At 54.1% G+C, this 19,508-nt stretch carries 19 protein-coding genes and 2 pseudogenes; 6 read left to right on the plus strand and 15 right to left on the minus strand.

Translation table 11 applies throughout. The features are described from left to right. The first annotated feature begins 227 nt into the window (after positions 1-227). The 3 genes from BJF95_RS23460 to BJF95_RS23470 all read left to right on the plus strand — a co-directional run bounded on the left by BJF95_RS23460 (position 228) and on the right by BJF95_RS23470 (position 1,815). Positions 228-761, plus strand: a complete 534-nt coding sequence (locus BJF95_RS23460; protein WP_075641912.1) for an SMI1/KNR4 family protein — start codon at positions 228-230, stop codon at positions 759-761. Positions 762-875: 114 nt separating this feature from the next. After that, a complete protein-coding gene (locus BJF95_RS23465; protein ID WP_139317612.1) occupies positions 876-1,514 on the plus strand; it encodes a hypothetical protein in 639 nt (212 codons plus the stop codon). Position 1,515: 1 nt separating this feature from the next. Beyond that, on the plus strand, positions 1,516-1,815 hold the full coding sequence (locus BJF95_RS23470; protein ID WP_075641914.1) for a PAAR domain-containing protein: 300 nt from the start codon (positions 1,516-1,518) through the stop codon (positions 1,813-1,815). Between the two features lie 167 nt (positions 1,816-1,982). On the opposite strand, the pseudogene BJF95_RS23930 reads toward BJF95_RS23470, so the two are convergent. From BJF95_RS23930 to BJF95_RS23540, 14 genes and pseudogenes are all read right to left on the minus strand, one after another. After that, positions 1,983-2,590 (minus strand): annotated as a pseudogene (locus BJF95_RS23930) (IS3 family transposase); the annotation flags it as partial. A 159-nt stretch (positions 2,591-2,749) separates the two neighbouring features. After that, complete coding sequence (locus BJF95_RS23480; RefSeq protein ID WP_075641915.1) at positions 2,750-4,291, minus strand: cryptochrome/photolyase family protein; 1,542 nt, start codon at positions 4,289-4,291, stop codon at positions 2,750-2,752. After that, positions 4,288-4,521: a TIGR03643 family protein gene (locus BJF95_RS23485; protein WP_075641965.1), complete on the minus strand. Its 234-nt coding sequence runs from the start codon at positions 4,519-4,521 to the stop codon at positions 4,288-4,290. Before BJF95_RS23485 ends, BJF95_RS23480 begins: the two co-directional genes overlap by 4 nt. A gap of 241 nt (positions 4,522-4,762) precedes the next feature. Further along, a complete protein-coding gene (locus BJF95_RS23490; protein WP_075641916.1) occupies positions 4,763-6,286 on the minus strand; it encodes an FAD-binding domain-containing protein in 1,524 nt (507 codons plus the stop codon). A gap of 113 nt (positions 6,287-6,399) precedes the next feature. Next, positions 6,400-6,797: pseudogene (locus BJF95_RS23715) on the minus strand (DDE-type integrase/transposase/recombinase); the annotation flags it as partial. A gap of 91 nt (positions 6,798-6,888) precedes the next feature. After that, entirely contained in the window at positions 6,889-8,298 is a 1,410-nt protein-coding gene (locus BJF95_RS23500; protein ID WP_075641918.1) for an ABC transporter ATP-binding protein, read from the minus strand. Beyond that, positions 8,295-9,113 (minus strand): ABC transporter permease, encoded by an 819-nt coding sequence (locus tag BJF95_RS23505; RefSeq protein WP_210187756.1) that lies wholly within the window; start codon positions 9,111-9,113, stop codon positions 8,295-8,297. Before BJF95_RS23505 ends, BJF95_RS23500 begins: the two co-directional genes overlap by 4 nt. Then, complete coding sequence (locus BJF95_RS23510) at positions 9,110-10,045, minus strand: ABC transporter permease (RefSeq protein ID WP_075641968.1); 936 nt, start codon at positions 10,043-10,045, stop codon at positions 9,110-9,112. The genes BJF95_RS23505 and BJF95_RS23510 overlap by 4 nt, the downstream gene beginning before the upstream one ends. Next, the gene (locus tag BJF95_RS23515) at positions 10,042-11,559 is read right to left on the minus strand and encodes an ABC transporter substrate-binding protein (protein ID WP_075641967.1); all 1,518 of its coding nucleotides are present in this window, start codon (positions 11,557-11,559) and stop codon (positions 10,042-10,044) included. Before BJF95_RS23515 ends, BJF95_RS23510 begins: the two co-directional genes overlap by 4 nt. A 340-nt stretch (positions 11,560-11,899) precedes the next feature. Continuing rightward, positions 11,900-12,913, minus strand: a complete 1,014-nt coding sequence (locus BJF95_RS23520; RefSeq protein WP_075641969.1) for a LacI family DNA-binding transcriptional regulator — start codon at positions 12,911-12,913, stop codon at positions 11,900-11,902. Positions 12,914-13,063: 150 nt separating this feature from the next. After that, positions 13,064-13,396, minus strand: coding sequence for a hypothetical protein (locus BJF95_RS23525; protein ID WP_075641919.1), 333 nt, complete (start codon positions 13,394-13,396; stop codon positions 13,064-13,066). Beyond that, positions 13,393-14,280: an NAD(P)-dependent oxidoreductase gene (locus tag BJF95_RS23530; RefSeq protein ID WP_075641920.1), complete on the minus strand. Its 888-nt coding sequence runs from the start codon at positions 14,278-14,280 to the stop codon at positions 13,393-13,395. The genes BJF95_RS23525 and BJF95_RS23530 overlap by 4 nt, the downstream gene beginning before the upstream one ends. Next, entirely contained in the window at positions 14,277-14,786 is a 510-nt protein-coding gene (locus tag BJF95_RS23535; protein WP_075641921.1) for a gluconokinase, read from the minus strand. Before BJF95_RS23535 ends, BJF95_RS23530 begins: the two co-directional genes overlap by 4 nt. A 1-nt stretch (position 14,787) precedes the next feature. After that, positions 14,788-15,546: an SDR family oxidoreductase gene (locus BJF95_RS23540; protein WP_075641922.1), complete on the minus strand. Its 759-nt coding sequence runs from the start codon at positions 15,544-15,546 to the stop codon at positions 14,788-14,790. 99 nt (positions 15,547-15,645) lie between these two features. Between BJF95_RS23540 and BJF95_RS23545 the strand changes: the two genes are divergently transcribed. Both BJF95_RS23545 and BJF95_RS23550 read left to right on the plus strand, forming a co-directional pair. Continuing rightward, positions 15,646-16,593: a 2-hydroxyacid dehydrogenase gene (locus tag BJF95_RS23545; protein WP_075641970.1), complete on the plus strand. Its 948-nt coding sequence runs from the start codon at positions 15,646-15,648 to the stop codon at positions 16,591-16,593. A 10-nt stretch (positions 16,594-16,603) separates the two neighbouring features. Next, positions 16,604-17,635 carry an L-idonate 5-dehydrogenase gene (locus tag BJF95_RS23550; RefSeq protein WP_075641923.1) on the plus strand — a complete coding sequence of 344 codons (1,032 nt, stop codon included), beginning with the start codon at positions 16,604-16,606 and terminating at the stop codon, positions 17,633-17,635. Here the strand turns inward: BJF95_RS23550 and BJF95_RS23555 are convergent. Beyond that, positions 17,632-18,495, minus strand: a complete 864-nt coding sequence (locus tag BJF95_RS23555) for an NAD(P)-dependent oxidoreductase (protein ID WP_075641924.1) — start codon at positions 18,493-18,495, stop codon at positions 17,632-17,634. The genes BJF95_RS23550 and BJF95_RS23555 overlap by 4 nt on opposite strands. An 86-nt stretch (positions 18,496-18,581) precedes the next feature. Between BJF95_RS23555 and BJF95_RS23560 the strand changes: the two genes are divergently transcribed. After that, on the plus strand, positions 18,582-19,466 hold the full coding sequence (locus BJF95_RS23560; protein WP_075641925.1) for an SMP-30/gluconolactonase/LRE family protein: 885 nt from the start codon (positions 18,582-18,584) through the stop codon (positions 19,464-19,466). Positions 19,467-19,508: the final 42 nt, after the last annotated feature.

The following is a 19,508-nucleotide window of genomic DNA, read 5'->3' on the forward strand; positions in this document are numbered from 1 at the left end:
AATACCTGAAGCACTCCTAAAAATTTTGAATGCTCCAGATTTCGCTGGTCGGCTAGAACAGCCAATAATACTCGAAAACATACATAATTTTGAGAAAAAAGTCGGAATAGCTCAATTGCGTAACAAAGCTCTTGGGACAACCAAGAGGTCGTAAGACTCATAAGACTGCATGCTTGTCGAAACATTAATCATTTTAACAACGTCGCAAGATATGGGAGAAGTTTGAAATGTCATTACAGATACCAGCCGAACTCAATGCCTATTTGAACAAACCGGATGAGATGGGGCGTGCAGAAGAGCTCATAACTCAGGCAGATTTAGATGAATTCGAACGATCGCAAGATGTTAAACTGCCATCTGACTACAAAGAATATTGCCTGAAATACGGCTCAAGAACGTTGCAGAACAAACAAATTTTCTGCTTCACTACTAAAATATCTTTTCCTGATAGAAAGAAAAAAAAAGCTAATATTGGCTCCATATCGGGACCGCCCTATATTCTTGAAGCACATGATCGCTATATCAACCCAACATATGGCAATAGTGGGCCGCGTTTACCTGAGAAATTATATCCGTTTACATTCGACAGCGGCTATGGTCACTGCCTACTCGATCTTAACAAGGATACCCTTGGACGTATTCTCTACATTGTCATCAAGGCCAAAACTTTCGGTGAACCCGGCTACGGTTGGGATCAAGTGGGATTTGTTGCAGACAGTTTTTCGGATTTTGTCGCCAACCTGAAGCCTGATTACTTGTAGAGAAAATTCCAAAATAGTGGATTGGATTTGGTGAGTTGGGGGCGCTCAGAGATGTTACAGGAAACATATACTCGACTTAGCACAATTATAAAAAAACATAGCGAACCTGTTATCATGACATCCTATGAGAATTGGTCTCCTCTGTATCAAAATCATGCCTTGGTTGAGCCTGAGTATTCAATTCCGCTTTCGTGTTCCGTCATAAGTTCCACTGTTGGTTTTGGAGATGCAGATTATAAAAAAAATGCCGATAATATAAGTATTATTTGGGAAAATATGCGTATTGGGCGTCCGTCAAATTCGAACAACCTGTTTCCCAAAATCGGACCAGTAAGCTGGAAAGAAGTTCCAGCGTTTATTTCGGTGAATGCTGAAGAGCTTTCATGCGAGATCCCTTTTCTTTTTGCCGCCGTGACAAGCAGAATGAAAATCATACTACAGCCATTCATTGATCTTCAAATTCCAACATTCCTCCATCTTTTTCCTTTTGTTGATTTTTCTCGATTTATGGAAGTGAGAATGACGGTGATGGATGGGAAGGTTGTCGATGCTCAATGGCAAAATATTCCCAAAGGAACCGTTCCGTCTCAGCGCTGCAAAGATATTTTGGCACAACTTTCGGTAGATTTAGTAAGGAATAGTCCAATGCCAAATTTTTATCTTGATCTCTGTCTGGATAGCCGTGATGCAAATGCGAAACCGAGATTGGTTGAATTCAATCCACTCATTCCTGAATTGAAAAGAGGAGTTTGAAATGGGATCACCTGTTTCCCTCAAAGGTCATATGCACGTCTGTCCAAAAGTCGATCCGGGGCCACGACCGCATATTGGCGGTCCAGTGATTTCAACGCAGCAAAGCTTTGTCACCGTTGATGGTATACCGATTGCGACGGTTGGGGACACCTGTATTTGCACAGGTGTTCCAACCAACGACGGTATTGCCAGTGGTTCGACGATCGCAAACATTAATGGAAAATCGATTGCACGGCAGGGCGATCCTTGTGACCACGGAGGTAAACTGACTCAGGGTGTGCCATGGCTCACCTTTGAGTGAGACTTCCTGGTCGGGATTTTGTTTTAGCCTGAATTGTTAAGTGCACGGCCTGAAATCAAAATGTGCCAACCGTTTGATCGTTCAAAATCAACGCATGACTGCTCCGAGAGGTGGCTCGGTTTGTCTGAACAGTTTCGTGCGTTTGGTTAAGTGGATTTCCGCCTTGATTATGTTGCCATCATCATTGGAGCCAGCGCGTTGAAGTAAGCTTGATCCGGCGTCTGCCGGTCAAGGGATGAATGTGGGCGTCTGGTGTTATAAAAAGTCAGATATCGGCCAATGGCAGTGCGAGCCTCGGACACTGTTTTGGAGGCGTGAAGATAAACCTCCTCGTATTTGATTGACCGCCATAGCCGCTCGACGAACACGTTGTCGCGCCACGAACCCTTGCCGTCCATCGAGATAGCGATCCCGCCTTATTCAGCACGGTGATGAAATCTATCGAGGTGAACTGCGATTCTTGATCTGTGTTGAAGATTTCTGGCCTGCCATAGCGGGCAAGGGCTTCTTCAACGGCCTCTATGCAGAAAGTGGCTTCCATCGTGATCGATAGCCGCCACGACAGAACTCTCCGGTTGAACCAGTCCACGAGGTGGCAGAGATAAACGAAACCACGCGCCATCGGAATATATGTCAGGTCCATTGCCCAGACCTAGTTGGGCCGAGTGACCGAAAGCTTGAGCAGGAGGTAGGGATAGATTTTGTGCCCGGGCGCTGGTTTCGAGGTGTTCGGACGAAGGTATATCGCATCAAAGCCCATTTTCTTCATCAGAGTCCTGCGCGCTTTCACCAGATGCTAACTCTTTGTTTTAACCTATTTCTGATTGCCAGCCGCATACACTTTTGCTCGATCAAAATGGAGCGGAACAACGTTGGCGGGACGTAGTATTTCCCCTCTGAAACTTGCTGCGCCAACGGTTGGGTCGAAACGAGGTTACAGCGTTCCCTCGTTGATTGCGTTCAGTGCTTTTGCAGCTTGTTCCCGGATGGCTTGCTGTCGTTCGGGCGTGAACTTATCCCAGGCTGCATAGACATATGGCATGCGTTGGTTGCTTTGAAACAGGTTCCGGTGACGGTCAAGAAAATCCCAGTAAAGTGCGTTGAAGGGGCATGCGCAGTCACCGATGGTCTCAGCAGGATCATAACGGCATGTGGAGCAAGAGTTGCTCATCCGGTTGATGTATTTACCGCTGGCCGCATAGGGCTTGCTGGCAACAATGCCGCCATCACCAAACAGGGCCATGCCGAGCGTGTTGGGCATTTCCACCCATTCGAAAGCGTCTGAATAGACAGCCAGATACCAGTCCTGCACTTCCTTCACATTGAGACCGGCAAGAAGTGCGAAATTTCCAGTAATCATCAATCGTTGGATATGGTGTGAATAGGCATGGTCGCAGGTGTGATGCACTGCTTCCGCCACACAAGCCATCTCAGTCTTTCCGGTCCAGTAAAACGCAGGCAAGGGCCGCTCGGCCTGCAGGCTATTGCGTTGCCCGTAATGGGGCATCAGATGCCAGTAGATTCCGCGAATATATTCCCGCCAGCCAAGAATTTGCCGGATAAAGCCTTCCACTGCGTTCAAGGGCGCGCGGCCTTGATGATAGGCCTCCTCTGCCGCGCGACAGATTTCTAACGGCAGCAGAAGTCCGACATTCAGATAGCTCGCGAGAAGCGAATGAAAGAGATAGGGCTCACCAACCACCATTGCGTCCTGATAGTCGCCAAAATCAGGAAGAACATGGTCTATGAAATGATCCAGTTCCAGCAGCGCCTGCGGACGGGTCACAGCAAAATGGAAGGGTCGCAATTTTCCAAAGTGTCCCGCAAATCGGGCCTCCACCATGTCAAGAACCGCTTGGGTGATCGCCGATTTGCGGTGGCTAATTCGCTTGGGCGAGGTCAGTCCTTTTTTGGGTGGCTTACGGTTTTCCTTGTCGAAGTTCCAGACACCACCCGTCGGTTTGCCGTCCTGTTCCATCAGGATCTGATGCTTCTTGCGCATCTCGCGATAGAAAAACTCCATACGCAGTTGCTTCTTGCCCTCCGCCCAGGCTGCAAATTCCCGGATGGTGGACAGAAATCGCCCATCTTCGCGCAGATCAACCGCAATGCCGAGGTCGGCCCTCACGGCTTTTAGCACGTTGATCATCTCATAGGAGCCGGGCCGGGTTGCAACCAGCCGGGATGTGCCAAGTGCCCGGACCGCCCGCTCGATTTCACCCAACACATTGCCGCTGTTATCGGCGTCTTCGAGTTGCACATAGCGAACATGAAAGCCCTGAGATGTCAGTTCTTCGGCAAAGTGGCGCATGGAAGCGAACAGGAAGGCGAGTTTTTTCTTATGGTGCGGCACATTGGTAGCCTCAGCCATGGTCTCGCATATCAGCACAACGCCCTCTGCCGGATCGTAATCGCGCAGCGCTGACAGGCTTTGCGACAGTTGATCCGGCATGACCAGATGCAGCGTGCGCGTCATGCTTCAGTCTGCTGTTGCAGCCGCGATTTGCGTTCGTGCTTGGCGGCGCGCCCTGACACCCGCTGTCGCCAGATGCGGAAGCTGGCCGGTTTCAGATTTTGTCGCATGGTCCTGATCACCTGCGCTTCGTTCAAGCCCGTATAACGCTTGATCTGATCGAACGAGACATCATCCGCCCAAGCGAGATCAATAATCCGGTTGATACGAATGCTGTCATCTGACTCGATCATGGCTATGCTTTCGTTCATGTCATCAGACCGGCTGCAATGGTCATTTCATCCTACAAACCACGCTGCAGAATTTGCTGGTGGGCAGCATCGACCTCCAAATAAAGCGCAAGCTTGATGAATCAAGACTGTGGGGCGCGCCATAAGAGTCTGTCAGGTTCAGGGTGAACCAGACAGACTCTATACTTTCTTGTTTTCATTTGTCTTTTCTGGAAATTCGGATTCCACTTTTCCCTGACAAACCCTAGAAATCAAACTGCATCTGCTTCTTGTCGACGGGTTTTGTTTTTTGGCGTCGGTTGGGCTGCTTCTTGCGGCTTCCGAGCTTTTCATGCACTTCGCGCGCCTCATCCCGAAATCCCGGGCGAGACCATCGCTTTGCTATTTCCGCCTTTGCAAAGCGGATCGCCGCTTGATGATCGACAATTGGCGGTGGATAGGAGCGCAACGGCCTATCCATTCGCCACGGTTCATGCACAAACATGGCGGGCACATCGCGCAGTTCGGGAATATACCGGCGGATGAACCGGGCTTCAGGATCCTGATCGATGGATTGCTTGATCGGATTATACATGCGGACGGCATTGATACCGGTGACGCCTGATTGCATCTGGAATTGCGAATAGTGAATGCCGGGTTCGTAGTCGGTAAACAGCCCGGCCATAAAAGGCGCGGTCTTTCGCCAGTCGAGCCACAGATGATAGCTGGCAAAGGATACAAGCATGGCCCGCATGCGAAATGTGATCCAGCCATTGTCCTTCAATGAGCGCATACACGCATCAACCAATGGATAGCCGGTCTGGCCCGCTTTCCAGGCTTCAAAAAAGTCGTCGCGAAAATGCGGCTCGCGCATACCTTCAAAAGCCGGGTGCATGCACTGATACTCAATCTGCGGCTGCTGCTCCAGTTTCTGCACAAAGTGGCAGTGCCAGGCAAGCCGTGACAAAAAGGCTGAAAGGTTGCGTCTCTTGGCAACCGAATCCGCATCGGAAAACGCCAGAAGAGAATCGATCTCTCGCCGGGTTGCCTGTTCCACCTCTCGCACAGACAGGGTTCCGAAGGTCAGATGCGCACTCAGCCGCGAACAATGCCGGGCCGAGATACCGGGTTTCGATATTGTTTGAAGATAGTTCCGCGACCGGTCGGCCAAAAATGATGAGAGGACCCGCAAGCCTTCCTGCCTGCCGCCCGCCTGCACACTGCCGATGTCGACGCTGCCAAACAGCGGATCATTCTTCTGCGGCAATGGATCTGATCCTATCCCAACGCAGAGGGTGGCCTGATGTGACGAGAGTTCGGGATATAATGGTTGCCCGATTGCGGCGTCCCGAGCCTTCGCCCAGCCATCCCGCGCCCGCAGGCCACGCACAACGCCGTTGCTGGTAAATTCCCGCCACGCAATTCCATGCCCCTGGCACCAGGCCTTGACCGCGAGATCGCGCCGGAATGTCCAGCCATTGCCTGTTTCCTGATGAGACCAGAGCGAGAATCCGCCCGTTTCGGCGAGGAGATCGGCAAAAACCGTTTCCACCGATCCGATCCTGATGATCAGATCCAGACCCAAGGACCGCAGATCCTTTTGCAAGTCGATCAGCCCATCGCGGATAAAACACCAATGACGCCGCGAGGAATCGGCACATTTCCAAAGTTCAGGTTCAACAATGTAGAGCGGCATCAAAGGTCCGCGTTTTGCCGCTTCCCACAATGGAGCGTGATCTGCGAGGCGCAAATCCCGTTTGAACCAGACAATGTTGACCCGATTGACCATGCACAAATCTCCTTGGCAGAGAAACTATGGCGGAACATACAAATTGCCACCGATTGCATGCACTTTCATCCGAAAAGGCAACGTTGAAGGCGTTGTTGCAAATTTTCGAAAGGCTTTAGGAAACGGTGGTCTTGCTTGAGAATGTTGTTGAGATATTTGATCTGTCTGATCCCGATCCTACACCTGCTGTTGGTAAATTTCAGGATGACGTTCACCGCTTGAAGCCCGGCGAGATTGGCACCGCTCTTGTCGATAACGACGCGGTCAGGCACCCATTTGTACTGATCGTCTTCTTGCAGAAACGTCGAGCGGCAACGAGATCGCGGCGCTTGGCGATCAGTGGTGCAAACTTGACAACCCATCGGTTCAACGTCGCACGGTCGGCCTAAACCCCGCGCTCAGCCATGATCTCCTCAAGGTCTCGGTGCGAGACGGCATAGCGGACATAGAAGACCACCGCGAACAGAACCACCGATTTCGGGTAGTCTACACCTTTGAAATCAATAGCCATCTGCCGGATCCGCCGCTCTTGCCTTCCATCCGACGTAGCGAGAAATTCAAAGGGACGGAAGCAGGGACATGAGTTTGCGACAAAACCTCGCCTATTGCTGTTGCGCCGTGATTTCAACAGATCGGTCGCAGGTCTTGTCAATCAATGCCCGGTCATGGCTGACAATCAACACGGCACACTGTCTCTCACGGGCGAGCTCGACCAAAAGCTCGATGGTTTCCTGCTGGGTAATCAGATCCAGACGCGAGGTTGGTTCGTCGGCAAACAAAAACACCGGGTCGAGAAGCAAAACGCGCAGCAAAGCAAAGCGCTGCAACTCTCCACCCGATACTTCATTCGGCAAACGGCCAAGAAGGGCGCGCGGCAAGCGCAATCTGCGCATCAAGGGCTCAATCTGATCGGGATCAAGCTTATGCAGACGCACAAGATCAGCAAGCGTCGCGCCAAGGGTGATTCTGGCCGGAAAGGCGGATGGCGGATCCTGATAGATCTTTTGGAAGCGGGTCGTTGCGATGCCAGAGGCGCGCGAAATACTGCCCTGATCGGGATCAAGCAGGCCCAGCAATATATCCCCCAGCGAGCTTTTGCCCGATCCACTTTCGCCAGTGATACCAACAATGTCGCCACGATGGAGTTGAAGGCTTTGATCTGAAAACAGCAGTCGTCCGCCCCGCGCCTTTGACAAACCTTCTGCGGTCAGCACCACGTCTTGTTTTGCGTCTTCAGGTGCCGCCTTTTTGACCCATTTTTGCGGATCTGCGGCAATCAGGCGCTTGGTATAGTCATGGGAAGGATTTTGCAGCACTTCTTGCGTCTCGCCTTGCTCGATGATCTTGCCATCAAGCATCACGGCCAGATCTCCGCCCATTTGCTCGGCCAAAGCAAGATCATGGGTGATGGTCAGCACGCTACCGCCGCTTTCCACTTCACGCATCAACAGTGCAATGACCTCATCGCGCCGCGCCACATCCAGACCCTTGGTGGGCTCATCGGCAATGATAATGTTTGCGCCGCCCGCCCGCGCTGCCGCAAAAGCAACACGCTGGGCCATGCCGCCCGAAAGCGCTCCGGGCAGTTTATGGCCCGCATCGCCCACGCCAAGGGCTTGCAAATCGCCCATCGCTGCCTCTGCCGCCGGCGCGTCAGCAAGACCACGGACATAGTGATGGCCTTCCGCAATCTGAGCCATCGCAGGCATGGTTGGATCGAGCGCCAGCCAAGGTTCCTGCGGCAAGATGCCAATTTTGCGGCCCCAAAGCGGGCGATGAGAGACCGGATCGGACAGATCCAATGCTGCACCATCCACCAACACCCGTCCCGATGCCTGCAAGCCTTCAGGCAACAGGCCAATGATCGCCTGCGCCAAAAGGCTCTTGCCCGATCCGGTTTCTCCCAGAATGGTAAAGGACCGCCCGGCCCGCAATGTCAAAGACACAGGCGCAACAAGAGGGCCAGAGGGTGCGGCCACCGTGGCAGCGTCAACCTGCAATAATATGGTCATGCTCTGGCCTTTCCAGCAATCAATTGGAGCGACAGAACCATCATGAAAATGATGAGGATGGGCTGTAGCAGGCCATGCGGCGCTTCTTCGTAATAGGGCAAAAGCTCGATCATCATGCTGCCAAGTTCAGGCGTTGGCGGGCGAACGCCAACGCTGACAAAACCCAAAGCCGCAATGGCCATCACCGCAGAGGCGGCACCATAGGCTCCTATTGTCAGCAGCATCGGGGCAACTTCCGGCCAAATGTGCCTGCGCAGGATATACCACGGGCCAAAACCAAGCAGCTTGGAGGCCTGCACCGCAGGGGAGGCCAAAAGCGGCCGCGACATGGCTCTGGTCATGCGGAAATATTCCACCCACAGCACCAGCGAAATACCAATATAGAGCATAGCGGCATTATCGGGAACGATGGCGGTCAGCATCAACACCAGCAGCAGGCCGGGAAGCGCCAGAAACGCTTCGGACACACTGCCGATCATGCGATCCACAAACCCGCCCCGCCATGCCGCAGCAACGCCCAGCAAAACACCCGGAATCATCGCCGTTACCACGGATAGCATTGCCAGCCCCAGCGACAATCTCAACGCGGCGGCAAGCCTTGCGGCCATGGAGCGACCGAGATGATCATAGCCAAACCATGAATCCGCCGTTGGCCCCTGCAACGCATACCGCAGGTTCTGCTTCAGCGGATCGGTCCCGCCAACCACCAACGGCTGGAAAGCAAACACAAGCAGTGCCAGCAGAAGTGCCAGACCGATTGCGCGCCGGATCGGTAAGCGCGCCGGGCGGGGCATGACATCCTCAAACATGGTCATTGTGCCCGCCTCCTTGGATCAATCATGTAGCAAGCCGCATCCACCAGACCATTGAGCGCAACAAAAGTCAGGCCCATAACCAAAGCGGTTCCCTGCACCATGGGTATGTCGCGGCCAAAGATGGCATGCACCAGAGAGTGACCAATTCCGGGCCACGCAAACAGTGTTTCCACGACAACCACACCTTCGACAAGATAGACAAATTGCATGCCGAGATAGGTCAGGATCGGCACTGATACATTGCGCAGACCGTGGCGACGAAACACCTGCCACTCGGACAGACCCTTGGTGCGGCCAAAGGTGTAATAGGCAGAGCGTGACACCGCCAACATGGCATCCCGCGCCACTCGGTTGGAGACCGCCGCAAGTCCGAGGGCCAAAGTCAGCGCAGGCAAAATCAGATGGCCACCGTGATCATGGCCCGCCGCAGGCAGGAGCTGCAATGTCAGACCAAAAACGATAATCAGGACAAGGCCCACCACAAATTGCGGCAAGGCCCTGAGTGCAGTGGAGACAAATATGAGGCTGTTGTCGAGCCAGCCACCCGGACGCAAACCCGCAAGAATGCCCAGTGGAGGGCCAATGAACAATGACAGAAGGATGGCCGCCAAGGAAAGCTCCAGCGTATGGCCAAGCTGATGGCGGATTTCATCGATAACCGGCGCACCTGTAACCAGTGAGGTGCCAAGATCAAGCCGCAGCATATCGAGCAACCAATGACCAAGTGCTTGCAGTGCGGGTTGGTCCAGCCCAAGCTCGGCGGAGACTTTTGCCGCTGCCGCACTATCGACCACATCAAAACCATAGCGGCCAGCTGCGATACGGTAGGCAAGATCACCGGGCAAGGATCGCGTCATTGCAAAGGTGAGCAAGCCTACCAGAAGGGCAACGAGAACGGCCTGAATGAGACGATGCAGGATGGCTTTGATCATGGTGCCCACCGCATCTTATCCAGCCCAAAGCTGCGCTCAAAAGGATCAATGGTTGCGCCTTCGAGCTTTGGAGACACAGCAATCGTCTGCTGATACCAGGCGACAGGAATGACCGGAAGATCGGTCTGGATTGCTTCAACGGCTTTCAGGCGAAGCAGTTTGCTGGCGTCGGGATCGGCAACGCGGGTCAATGCATCAAGGGCGTTTTCAAACTCTGGATTGGACCAGTTCATGGCCCCCCAATCGCCGCCACCGCGACCGTAATCAGACAGCATTGTGCCGATGGGATCAGGCACCAGTGCAAAATTACGCGCCATCAACGCCAGTTCCAGTGTGCCATCCTGATGCTTGGCGGGTATTTCTGAAGAATTGGTCGAATTGATCGTCACCTGAATGCCAATATCCTTGAACTGCTGCTGCAACACGGCGGCAATCAACGGCAATTCCGGGCGATCGGGATAGGTGGTGAGCGTCAGCTTGAACGGCTTTCCATCTTTTGCCAGAACACCATCGCTCTGCATGGTCCAGCCAAGTTCAGCCAGCAATTGCTTTGCTTTTTCGGGGTCGTAAGACAGAGGGGTCAGCGCGTCGTTGTGCCAGCTTGCAAGGCTTGGCGGAAACAATTGGGTGGCAGCGGCCGGATAGCGCAAAATGGCAATGGCCAGCCCTTCCCGATCAATGGCGGCGCTCAGCGCCTCGCGCGCCTTAACCGTATTGAGAAATTCATGACCGGCATTGACTTTCAAAAGCACGCTCCGGGGAATGGACACCGAGAGTAAATTCACTTTCTTGCTTTTTGCAAGGCGTGTGCGGCTGGCCGGATCAAGATTGAAGACATAATCTGCATCGCCACTTTCCGCCATCAAAGCGCGGGTTTCAGGGCGGCTGACCGAGAGAAATGTGGCCTTTTCAATCGATGGCTTTGCCCCCCAGTAATGGGCAAAACGCTCAACGCTGAGGCTTTGTGGCGGCTGTATCTGGGTGAGATCGAAAGGGCCTGTGCCGATAATGGCTTTCACCTCTTTGCCCTCATAGGAGGCCGGTGCCAGAATTTGCGCACGACTTTCAGCGAGAAAGGCAAGCAAAGGTACAAATGGCTTGCTGAGCGTGATCACCACGGTGTCCGCGCCATCCGCTGTAATTGTTTCAATTGGTGCTTTCGCCAGCAAGCCGGGCTTGCCACGGGCAATGTTCAAAGATGCCGCCACGGCGTCAGCAGTCATAACCGTCTCATCTTGAAATTTGACGCCCGATTGCAACGCAAATCGCCAAACCTTGCCATCATCAGAGATGGTCCAGCTTTTGGCCAGTGATGCCACCGGATTACCAGCCTTGTCTGCCTCAACCAGCGTCTCTACAATGCCCATGCGCAGGAAAATATCGCCAGATTTGGCCGGATCCAGTCCGGTGATCTCAAAGGGGGCAACCACATTGACCGCACCGCCGGGTGCCGCAAAGCTTGGCGCCGCTGAAAAAAACAAAAGCGAAATGCTAACACCAATATTCTTGAACATACAAATCACCATTATGTTATATCGTTACCGCCCTATATTGAGGCCAATACCGTTTGTCCAGCATTTTTGAACGAGCCAACCACAGACCCGGTGAAGTCTGAGGAAGACCAAACACTTCCCTTATCGCGCTCCAGTTTTGGTAATCCCGAGAGGTCAGTTATGCGTTACGCCTCGCCTCAGATGGCGTGAGTTGTGCTGACCACCAGTTCCAGATTGCGCTTCTGCTCGTCTTCGGTACCGGTGGCGAATTTTCGAGCTTAAGCGTATGTTGCCCATGGGAAGAGAAATTGCCGCTCCGAAAGTTGTGGAGCGAGCCCGTGATTCTGAATGCCATTTCAGGTTATTTGCTGCTTTCGCGCACAATCAATTCGGGCTTGATTAGCACATGGTCGGTCTCGAGCTTGTCGTCGAGAATGTCCAGAATGAGTTGGCCGGTGTATTGGCCGATATCACGCGAGCGGGCATTGATTGTGGTGAGGGTTGGCACGGAAATGCTGCCAATTTCGTAATCACCGAAGCCGCCAATGGCGATCCTGGATGGAACAGCAATATTGCGCCGCTGACATTCTGTCAGCGCACCGAAGGCCGAAAGGTCGGAGACGCAAATAACCGCTTCGGTATCAGGAAATTCCTGCAATAGCCGCGCCATGGCATTGGCACCCTCACGCATGGAAATGGGTGGGGGGCCGGCTGCAATCAGGCGCGTCGTGTCCAGGCCATGGGTTTTCATGGCGTCAACAAAACCGACGCGGCGGTCGCTGCCGCGGGTGTCGCGACCAACATCACCCCCAATAAAGGCGATGCGGCGATAGCCCACCTTTACGAAATGATCGACCATTTCGCGCACCGCCGCCGCATTGGAAAAGCCGATATAATGGCCAATCGGCTTTGCGGGCACGTCCCAGGTTTCAATAACGGGAATGGGAGCATTTTCGAGCAGTCTTCTGGCACGATCTGTGTGCTTGCCGCCCGTTACCACAATGGCCTGTGGCTTGCGGCGCAGCAATTGCTCGATCAGGCGTTCTTCTTCCTGCATGTCGTAATTGGTATAGCCCAGCAGGATTTGCATGCGCCGGGTTGCCAACGTCTCTGACAAGCCGCCAACGGTGTCGGCAAAATTGGCATTGTTGATGGAAGGAATGGTAACCGCGACGAAATCAGACTTTTGCGAGCGCAGATTGGAAGCGGTTGAATCAAACACATAGCCCAGATCTTCTGCCGCTTGCAAAATGGCTTCACGGGTTTCCTTGTTGATCAGGCTATCAGCCTTGAAAGCACGCGAAACCGTCATGGGAGAAACCCCGGTGATCCGGGCAATATCGGCCATGGTGGGTGGTTTGCGGTGTTTGCTCATCAATTGCCTGTTGTTATCAATGCCGGTGTCAAGATCGTCGCTCATATACCGGCCCCAGCTGTTTCACCAACTGGGGATGATACCGTATTGGAGTTTGTCAGGGAAAAGTGGAATCCGGTTTTCCCGAAAAGACAAACGAAATCAAAAAATCTAGAGCGCAAACTCGTTGGCGAGCGTGACGTGGTGGTGGATGCGTCCATCAAAGAACTCCGCAATAACCTCTTCGGTCGCGGCACGGGCCTGGGTGCGCACCGGGCTTGCCAATGCAGCATCGACCGCTGCCAGATCGGGATAGTTGACGGCCAAAATCATCGGAAATTCCGGCGCGCCATCGTCGCGGCTTTCCGCAAACGATACCCGCACATCCAAAGCGCCGGGAAACTGCTTCCATTTTGGCAGGATTTTTTCCAAAACGGCGGCGCGAAAGGCATCCGTCTGGCCGGGTTTGATGCTGCCTTCAAACAAGGCGTAACGTGTGATCATGGCGAAATCTCCCTTTTCGCGCCTGTGAAAAACTCCATCAACGCCGCTTGATCTTCTCCTCCAAGACCGGCTGCGGTGAGCATACGATGCACTTCGGCGCAAACGGCGGTCAGCGGCATGGCCGTGTTGGTGCGGCGTGCCAGATCCTGTGCGCTGTTTAAATCCTTGACCATATTGTCGATACGGCCTGTGCGCCGATAATCCTTGGTGGCAAAGCGTGGCATGTATTCTTGCAAAATTGCGCTATCAGCCCGGCCACCCTTGAGTGCGAGCGGAATTTTTGCGGCGTCAACACCGGCATCAAGCGCAAGCTGGGTGGCTTCTGCTACGGCCAGAAAATTGAGGCCGCACAAGACTTGATTGATCAGCTTGGTGGTCTGGCCAGCACCAACTGGTCCCATATGGGTGTAGTTGCTGGCAAGATGCTTCAAAACCTCATGGGCATCCGCAACATCGGTCTCGCTACCGCCTGCCATTAAGGTCAATTCGCCAATCAAGGCTTTGGGCGCACCGCCCGAAAGAGGGCTGTCGACCCAGCGCAAACCTTTTTCAAAAGCGTCAGCGGCCAGCTCTTTGGTGGCGTCGGGATCAATGGATGACATATCAATAATCAACGCGCCCTGCTTGGCACCGTCGGCAACCCCATCCTTGCCAAACACAGCTGCACGAACAATTTTGGGCGCGTTCAGGCTGAGAATGATGACGTCTGAGGTAGCGGCAGCTTTTGCTGCCGTCTCGGCCTCGATGGCACCAAGGGCTGCCAGGGCGGCGCGTTTTTGCGGATCGAGATCGAAAACGGTGAGACTATGCCCCGTTTTGACCAGGCGGGTGCCAATTGCGCCACCCATGGCACCTGCACCAATCAAGGCAACCGTCTTGGTCATGATATTTTATTCTCCAGCGCAGCAAGAATGGTGGCAATAATCCCGTCCAGCGATTGGTCGATGTCGACTGTCAGGGCCAGCTCGTCATTTTGTGGCGCCTCAAGGGTGGCAAACTGGCTGTCCAGCAGCGAGCCGGGCATAAAGTGGCCAGACCGTTTGCCCATGCGGGCGGCAATCACTGCGCGGCTGCCGGCAAGATGAATGAACAACACCGGCTCGGCCACAGTCTCGCGGATTTTATCGCGATAGACGCGCTTAAGGGCCGAACAGCCGATGATGGCACAGCCTTTGTTGGCCGCGAGGGTTTCGCCCACTTTGCCAAGCCACGGCCAGCGATCCTCATCATTCAGCGGCAGACCCTTGCTCATTTTGGCAATGTTTTCTGCCGGATGTAGATCGTCACCATCGACGTAAGCCACACCCAGTTTTTCACCCAAGGCGGCCCCGACCGAGGATTTGCCACAGCCTGAGACACCCATAATGACGAATTTTTGTGCTGCTATCATATCAGAGAGACACCGTGATGCCGCCATCGACATAGAGAATATGGCCGTTGACGAAGGTGGACGCTTCAGAGCTTAAAAAAATGCAGGCCCCGACCAGCTCTTCAACCTTGCCCCAGCGCCCGGCGGGGGTGCGCTTTTCCAGCCATTCGGTAAAGGCAGGGTCATTGACCAGCGCTGCATTCAATGGCGTGTCGAAATAACCGGGCGCAATAGCGTTGCATTGCAAACCGTATTTGGCCCAATCGGTGGCCATGCCCTTGGTCAGATTGCCAACGGCTCCTTTGGTGGCGGTGTAAGGGGCGATAGAGGGGCGGGCGAGCGCCGTTTGCACGCTGGCAATGTTGATGATCTTACCGCGCCTGCGCGCAATCATGTGGCGGGCAGCCGCCTGTCCAACGTTGAAAACACTGGAGATATTGGTGCGCAGCAAGCGCTCAAACGCGTCAGCCGGAAATTCTTCCAAAGGTCCGCGATGCTGCATGCCGGCATTGTTGACCAGAATGTCAATCGGGCCGGTTTCCGCTTCAAATTGATCAATCGCCGCACGGGCGGCGGCGTGGTCTGTGACGTCGAATGGCAAAACATCAACGGGTTTGCCACATTGGGCCGCCGCCTCGGATAGTTTTGCCGGATCACGGCCATTCAACACAATCGAGGCACCGGCTGCGGCCAAACCTTTGGCAAGAGCAAGCCCTATGCCCTGCGACGATCCGGTCACCAAAGCGCGTTTGCCAGTGAGATCGAAAAGACTAAGGGACATGGCATTCTCCGGATTTTTTAACTCGACAAGCACCTGTTCCCCTGTTTATGTTATCGATAACATAATCTGTCAAGATATTTCCGTGGGAGGAAGATGAAAATGGCGAAGCCGGATATTCTTCAGGTTGGCCCCTATCCCGCATGGGATGAAGAGCCATTGAATGAGGCTTTTCAAGTGCATCGCTATTTCGATGCCACTGATAAAGACGCCTTTCTCAAAGAGGTTGGCCCGCGCATTCGTGCCATTGCAACGCGTGGTGATCTTGGGGCCAGTCGTGCCATGATTGACGCTTGTCCCCAGCTGGAAGTGATCTCGGTCTACGGGGTTGGCTTTGATGCGGTCGATCTTGCCGCATGTCGTGCGCGCGGTATCCATGTCACCAATACACCAGACGTGCTGACCAATGATGTCGCGGATCTCGGTGTTGCCATGATGCTTTGCTTGGCGCGCGGCGTTATCGGTGCCGAATCCTGGGTCAAAGACGGAAGCTGGGTCGAAAAAGGCACGTATCCTCTAAAGCGTCAGGTGTCAGGCAGACGTGCTGGCATTCTCGGCCTTGGTCGTATCGGCTTTGCCATTGCTCAGCGTCTGAAAGGCTTTGATATAGACATTGCCTATTGCGGCCCAAGCCCCAAAGAACATGCGAAAGGCATGACTTACATTGCCGATCCTGTCGCGCTTGCCGAGCGTTCAGATTTTCTGTTCGTTGCGTTGGCGGCATCGGCGGCCACCCGCCATATTGTCGGGCGCGAGGTGATTGCGGCACTCGGGACGGATGGCATGTTGATCAATATTTCGCGCGCATCCAATATCGATGAGGAAGCCCTGTTGGAAGCGCTGGAATCCGGCGCGCTTGGCTCAGCAGCTCTTGATGTGTTTGAGGGTGAACCAAAGCTCAATCGGCGTTTTCTCACGCTGCCCAATGTTTTGGTACAGCCGCATCACGGCTCGGGCACCATTGAGACCCGCAAGGCCATGGGCCAATTGGTTCGCGATAATTTGAACGCGCATTTCGCAGGCCAGCCATTGCTAACCCCGGTTTTCTAAGGAGCAGAGTATGAGAGCCATTGTTGCCCACGCGGCCAAGGATGTTCGCATCGAACAGGTTGGACAGGAAGAGCCGGGAAAAGGTGAGGTCAGGCTGCGGCTGGCCACCGGTGGAATTTGCGGCAGTGATCTGCATTATTACAATCACGGTGGTTTTGGCGCCGTGCGCCTGAAACAGCCTATGATTCTCGGCCATGAAGTCTCGGCCTTTGTTGAAACGCTGGGCGAGGGCGTATCTGGTCTGGACGTTGGCCAGTTGGTGGCGGTTTCGCCGTCCAGACCGTGCCGCACCTGCCGCTATTGCCAGCAAGGGCTGCACAATCAGTGCCTCAATATGCGCTTTTATGGCAGCGCCATGCCGTTTCCGCATATTCAGGGTGCTTTTCGTGAAAGTCTGGTTGCCGATGCCCTGCAATGTGTTGCAGCCGATGGATTAACACCCGGAGAGGCGGCCATGGCCGAGCCCTTGGCCGTTACCCTGCACGCCACCCGCCGTGCAGGCGAGATGATGGGCAAGAAAGTTCTGGTCACAGGCTGCGGGCCAATTGGCGTTCTGTCTATCCTTGCGGCCCGGCGCGCTGGTGCGGGCGAAATTGTTGCAACCGACCTTTCCGATTTCACCTTGGCGATGGCAAAGTCGGCGGGGGCTGATCGTGTTATCAATTCCAAGGATGAACCGGAGGCCTTGGCCGCTTACGCCGCAGACAAGGGCACATTTGATGTGCTTTACGAATGCTCAGGCGCTGCAGCAGCACTCAGCAGCGGCATTGCGGCCCTTCGACCCCGCGGCGTGATTGTTCAGCTTGGTTTGGGTGGTGATATGACCCTGCCGATGATGGCGATCACCTCCAAGGAATTGGAGCTGCGTGGTTCTTTCCGCTTTCATGAGGAGTTTGCGGTGGGTGTTGAGCTGATGCGCAAAGGTTTGATTGATGTGAAGCCGTTGATCACCCACACCGTTGCCCTGGACGATGCAATCTCGGCGTTCGAGATTGCATCCGACCGCAGCCGCGCCATGAAAGCGCAAATCGCCTTTTCCTAATTCTGTATCTGCTTCAGCCAAAGAAAATAGGCGGCGTGGTCCAGTTCCGCGCCGTCTTTGTTGTTGACCAGATCATCAAAGCCAGCTTGCGCCTGTCCAGACAAGGGCAGGGTTAGTTTATGCTCTTTGGCAACATTGAGGGCGTTGTTGAGATCCTTGAGTTGGGCCACAGAGCGGCCACCGGGCACAAAATTGCCTTCGACCATGCGCGCGCCATGCAGATCGAGAATGCGGCTATCGGCAAAGCCGCCGCGCAAAGCGCCCCGCAGCGTGCCAATGTTGCAGCCTGCTGCTTCTGCAAGGGTAAAGGCTTCGGCCACTGCACCAATGGTGATGGCGACAATCAGCTGATTGGCCAGTTTGGCGGTTTGCCCGGTGCCGATTGCGCCCATATGGGTGGGGCGGCCCAGCACCTCAAGCAGTGGTTTGGCAGCCGTGAAATCGTCTTGCGATCCGCCAACAAAGATAGAGAGTGTCTGTTCATTGGCCCCTTTGACGCCCCCCGAGACTGGCGCATCGACAAAGCGTTTGCCGAGGCTTTTGGCGTACGCTTCAAGTGCGCGGTCGCAGTCGGGCTCTACGGATGCCATATTGATGATCAGGGCACCGGGTGCCGCCGCCTCAATCACACCTTCATCTTTCAAAATGGCTGTCGATGTCGGGCCATCAATCAACATGGAAACAACCACGTCAGCCCCATTTGCAGCCTCAGCCGCAGAGGTTGCAACCTTTGCAACGTCACTCAGCGCCTGGGCTTTTTCGGTGCTGCGATTCCAGACGGTCACCTGATGGATCTTGGCCAAATGCCGCGCCATCGGTCCGCCCATCAATCCCGTTCCGAGAAATGCAATCTTTGTCATGGGGTCTCCTCTCCCGGCTTTACATGTCGTGTCTTTTGCATATGTTATCGTTACCATACTTGATGGCAATGGGAGGAGAAATCAAGATGACATTCTTTGAGGTCGTGGATCCGGTGTTTTCCACCTATGTGTTGGGCAATGCGCCGCTCAAGGAAATTGCCTCGGGTTTTGATTGGGTCGAGGGGCCGGTTTGGTTTGGTGATCTCAATTGCCTGGTTTTTTCGGACATTCCTAATAACAAGATGCATCGCTGGATACCGGGTGTGGGCACCAGCGTGTTTCGCTCGCCATCGAATTTTTCCAATGGCAATACTCGCGACCGGCAAGGTCGTTTGATCAGTTGTGAGCATGGTGGGCGGCGTGTCACCCGCACCGAATATGATGGCTCCATCACTGTGATTGCCGATCGCTATCAGGGCAAGCGTTTGAACTCGCCCAATGATGTGATTGTGGCCTCGGATGGCGCAATCTGGTTCACCGATCCGCATTATGGCATTCAAACCAATTATGAAGGAACGAAATCCGAGCAGGAGCTGCCGTGCAACGTCTATCGGGTTGATCCGAATGGCGAGATCAAAGCGGTGCTGACGGATTTCAATTGCCCCAATGGTCTGGCCTTCAGCCCGGACGAGCGCAAACTCTATGTCGCCGATACCGGCCGCATGTTTACCGATGATCCGCGTCATATTCGCGTGTTTGATGTGGGGGCTAAATGGGCATTGTCGGGGGGCGAGGTGTTTCACACCATTGTGCCGGGCTGCGCCGATGGCATGCGGGTGGATAGTGATGGCAATATTTGGTCATCGGCGGCCGATGGTGTGCACTGCCTTGCACCGGATGGCCGCGTGCTTGGCAAAATTCTGGTGCCACAAACCGTTTCCAACCTCTGCTTTGGGGGGCGCAACCGCCATGTGCTGTTCATTACCGCATCGACCAGCGTTTATTCTGTCGCCCTGAACAGACAAGGATAAAAGCGCATTTCAAACAACAAGAGGAGCATGTCGCCGTTCTCT

It is taken from the genome of Rhizobium oryziradicis (genome assembly GCF_001939045.1).
In the GTDB taxonomy this organism is placed as follows: Bacteria; Pseudomonadota; Alphaproteobacteria; order Rhizobiales; family Rhizobiaceae; genus Allorhizobium; species Allorhizobium oryziradicis.

What these genes read in the sequence shown, in the direction of transcription:
- BJF95_RS23555 (WP_075641924.1), bottom strand. Translation starts at nt 18,495, where the DNA reads ATGACAAAGATTGCATTTCTCGGAACGGGATTGATGGGCGGACCGATG.
- BJF95_RS23520 (WP_075641969.1), bottom strand. Translation starts at nt 12,913, where the DNA reads ATGAGCAAACACCGCAAACCACCCACCATGGCCGATATTGCCCGGATC.
- BJF95_RS23515 (WP_075641967.1), bottom strand. Translation starts at nt 11,559, where the DNA reads ATGTTCAAGAATATTGGTGTTAGCATTTCGCTTTTGTTTTTTTCAGCG.
- BJF95_RS23480 (WP_075641915.1), bottom strand. Translation starts at nt 4,291, where the DNA reads ATGACGCGCACGCTGCATCTGGTCATGCCGGATCAACTGTCGCAAAGC.
- BJF95_RS23525 (WP_075641919.1), bottom strand. Translation starts at nt 13,396, where the DNA reads ATGATCACACGTTACGCCTTGTTTGAAGGCAGCATCAAACCCGGCCAG.
- BJF95_RS23510 (WP_075641968.1), bottom strand. Translation starts at nt 10,045, where the DNA reads ATGATCAAAGCCATCCTGCATCGTCTCATTCAGGCCGTTCTCGTTGCC.
- BJF95_RS23535 (WP_075641921.1), bottom strand. Translation starts at nt 14,786, where the DNA reads ATGATAGCAGCACAAAAATTCGTCATTATGGGTGTCTCAGGCTGTGGC.
- BJF95_RS23560 (WP_075641925.1), top strand. Translation starts at nt 18,582, where the DNA reads ATGACATTCTTTGAGGTCGTGGATCCGGTGTTTTCCACCTATGTGTTG.
- BJF95_RS23530 (WP_075641920.1), bottom strand. Translation starts at nt 14,280, where the DNA reads ATGACCAAGACGGTTGCCTTGATTGGTGCAGGTGCCATGGGTGGCGCA.
- BJF95_RS23465 (WP_139317612.1), top strand. Translation starts at nt 876, where the DNA reads ATGACATCCTATGAGAATTGGTCTCCTCTGTATCAAAATCATGCCTTG.
- BJF95_RS23550 (WP_075641923.1), top strand. Translation starts at nt 16,604, where the DNA reads ATGAGAGCCATTGTTGCCCACGCGGCCAAGGATGTTCGCATCGAACAG.
- BJF95_RS23505 (WP_210187756.1), bottom strand. Translation starts at nt 9,113, where the DNA reads ATGACCATGTTTGAGGATGTCATGCCCCGCCCGGCGCGCTTACCGATC.
- BJF95_RS23490 (WP_075641916.1), bottom strand. Translation starts at nt 6,286, where the DNA reads ATGGTCAATCGGGTCAACATTGTCTGGTTCAAACGGGATTTGCGCCTC.
- BJF95_RS23470 (WP_075641914.1), top strand. Translation starts at nt 1,516, where the DNA reads ATGGGATCACCTGTTTCCCTCAAAGGTCATATGCACGTCTGTCCAAAA.
- BJF95_RS23460 (WP_075641912.1), top strand. Translation starts at nt 228, where the DNA reads ATGTCATTACAGATACCAGCCGAACTCAATGCCTATTTGAACAAACCG.
- BJF95_RS23485 (WP_075641965.1), bottom strand. Translation starts at nt 4,521, where the DNA reads ATGATCGAGTCAGATGACAGCATTCGTATCAACCGGATTATTGATCTC.
- BJF95_RS23545 (WP_075641970.1), top strand. Translation starts at nt 15,646, where the DNA reads ATGGCGAAGCCGGATATTCTTCAGGTTGGCCCCTATCCCGCATGGGAT.
- BJF95_RS23540 (WP_075641922.1), bottom strand. Translation starts at nt 15,546, where the DNA reads ATGTCCCTTAGTCTTTTCGATCTCACTGGCAAACGCGCTTTGGTGACC.
- BJF95_RS23500 (WP_075641918.1), bottom strand. Translation starts at nt 8,298, where the DNA reads ATGACCATATTATTGCAGGTTGACGCTGCCACGGTGGCCGCACCCTCT.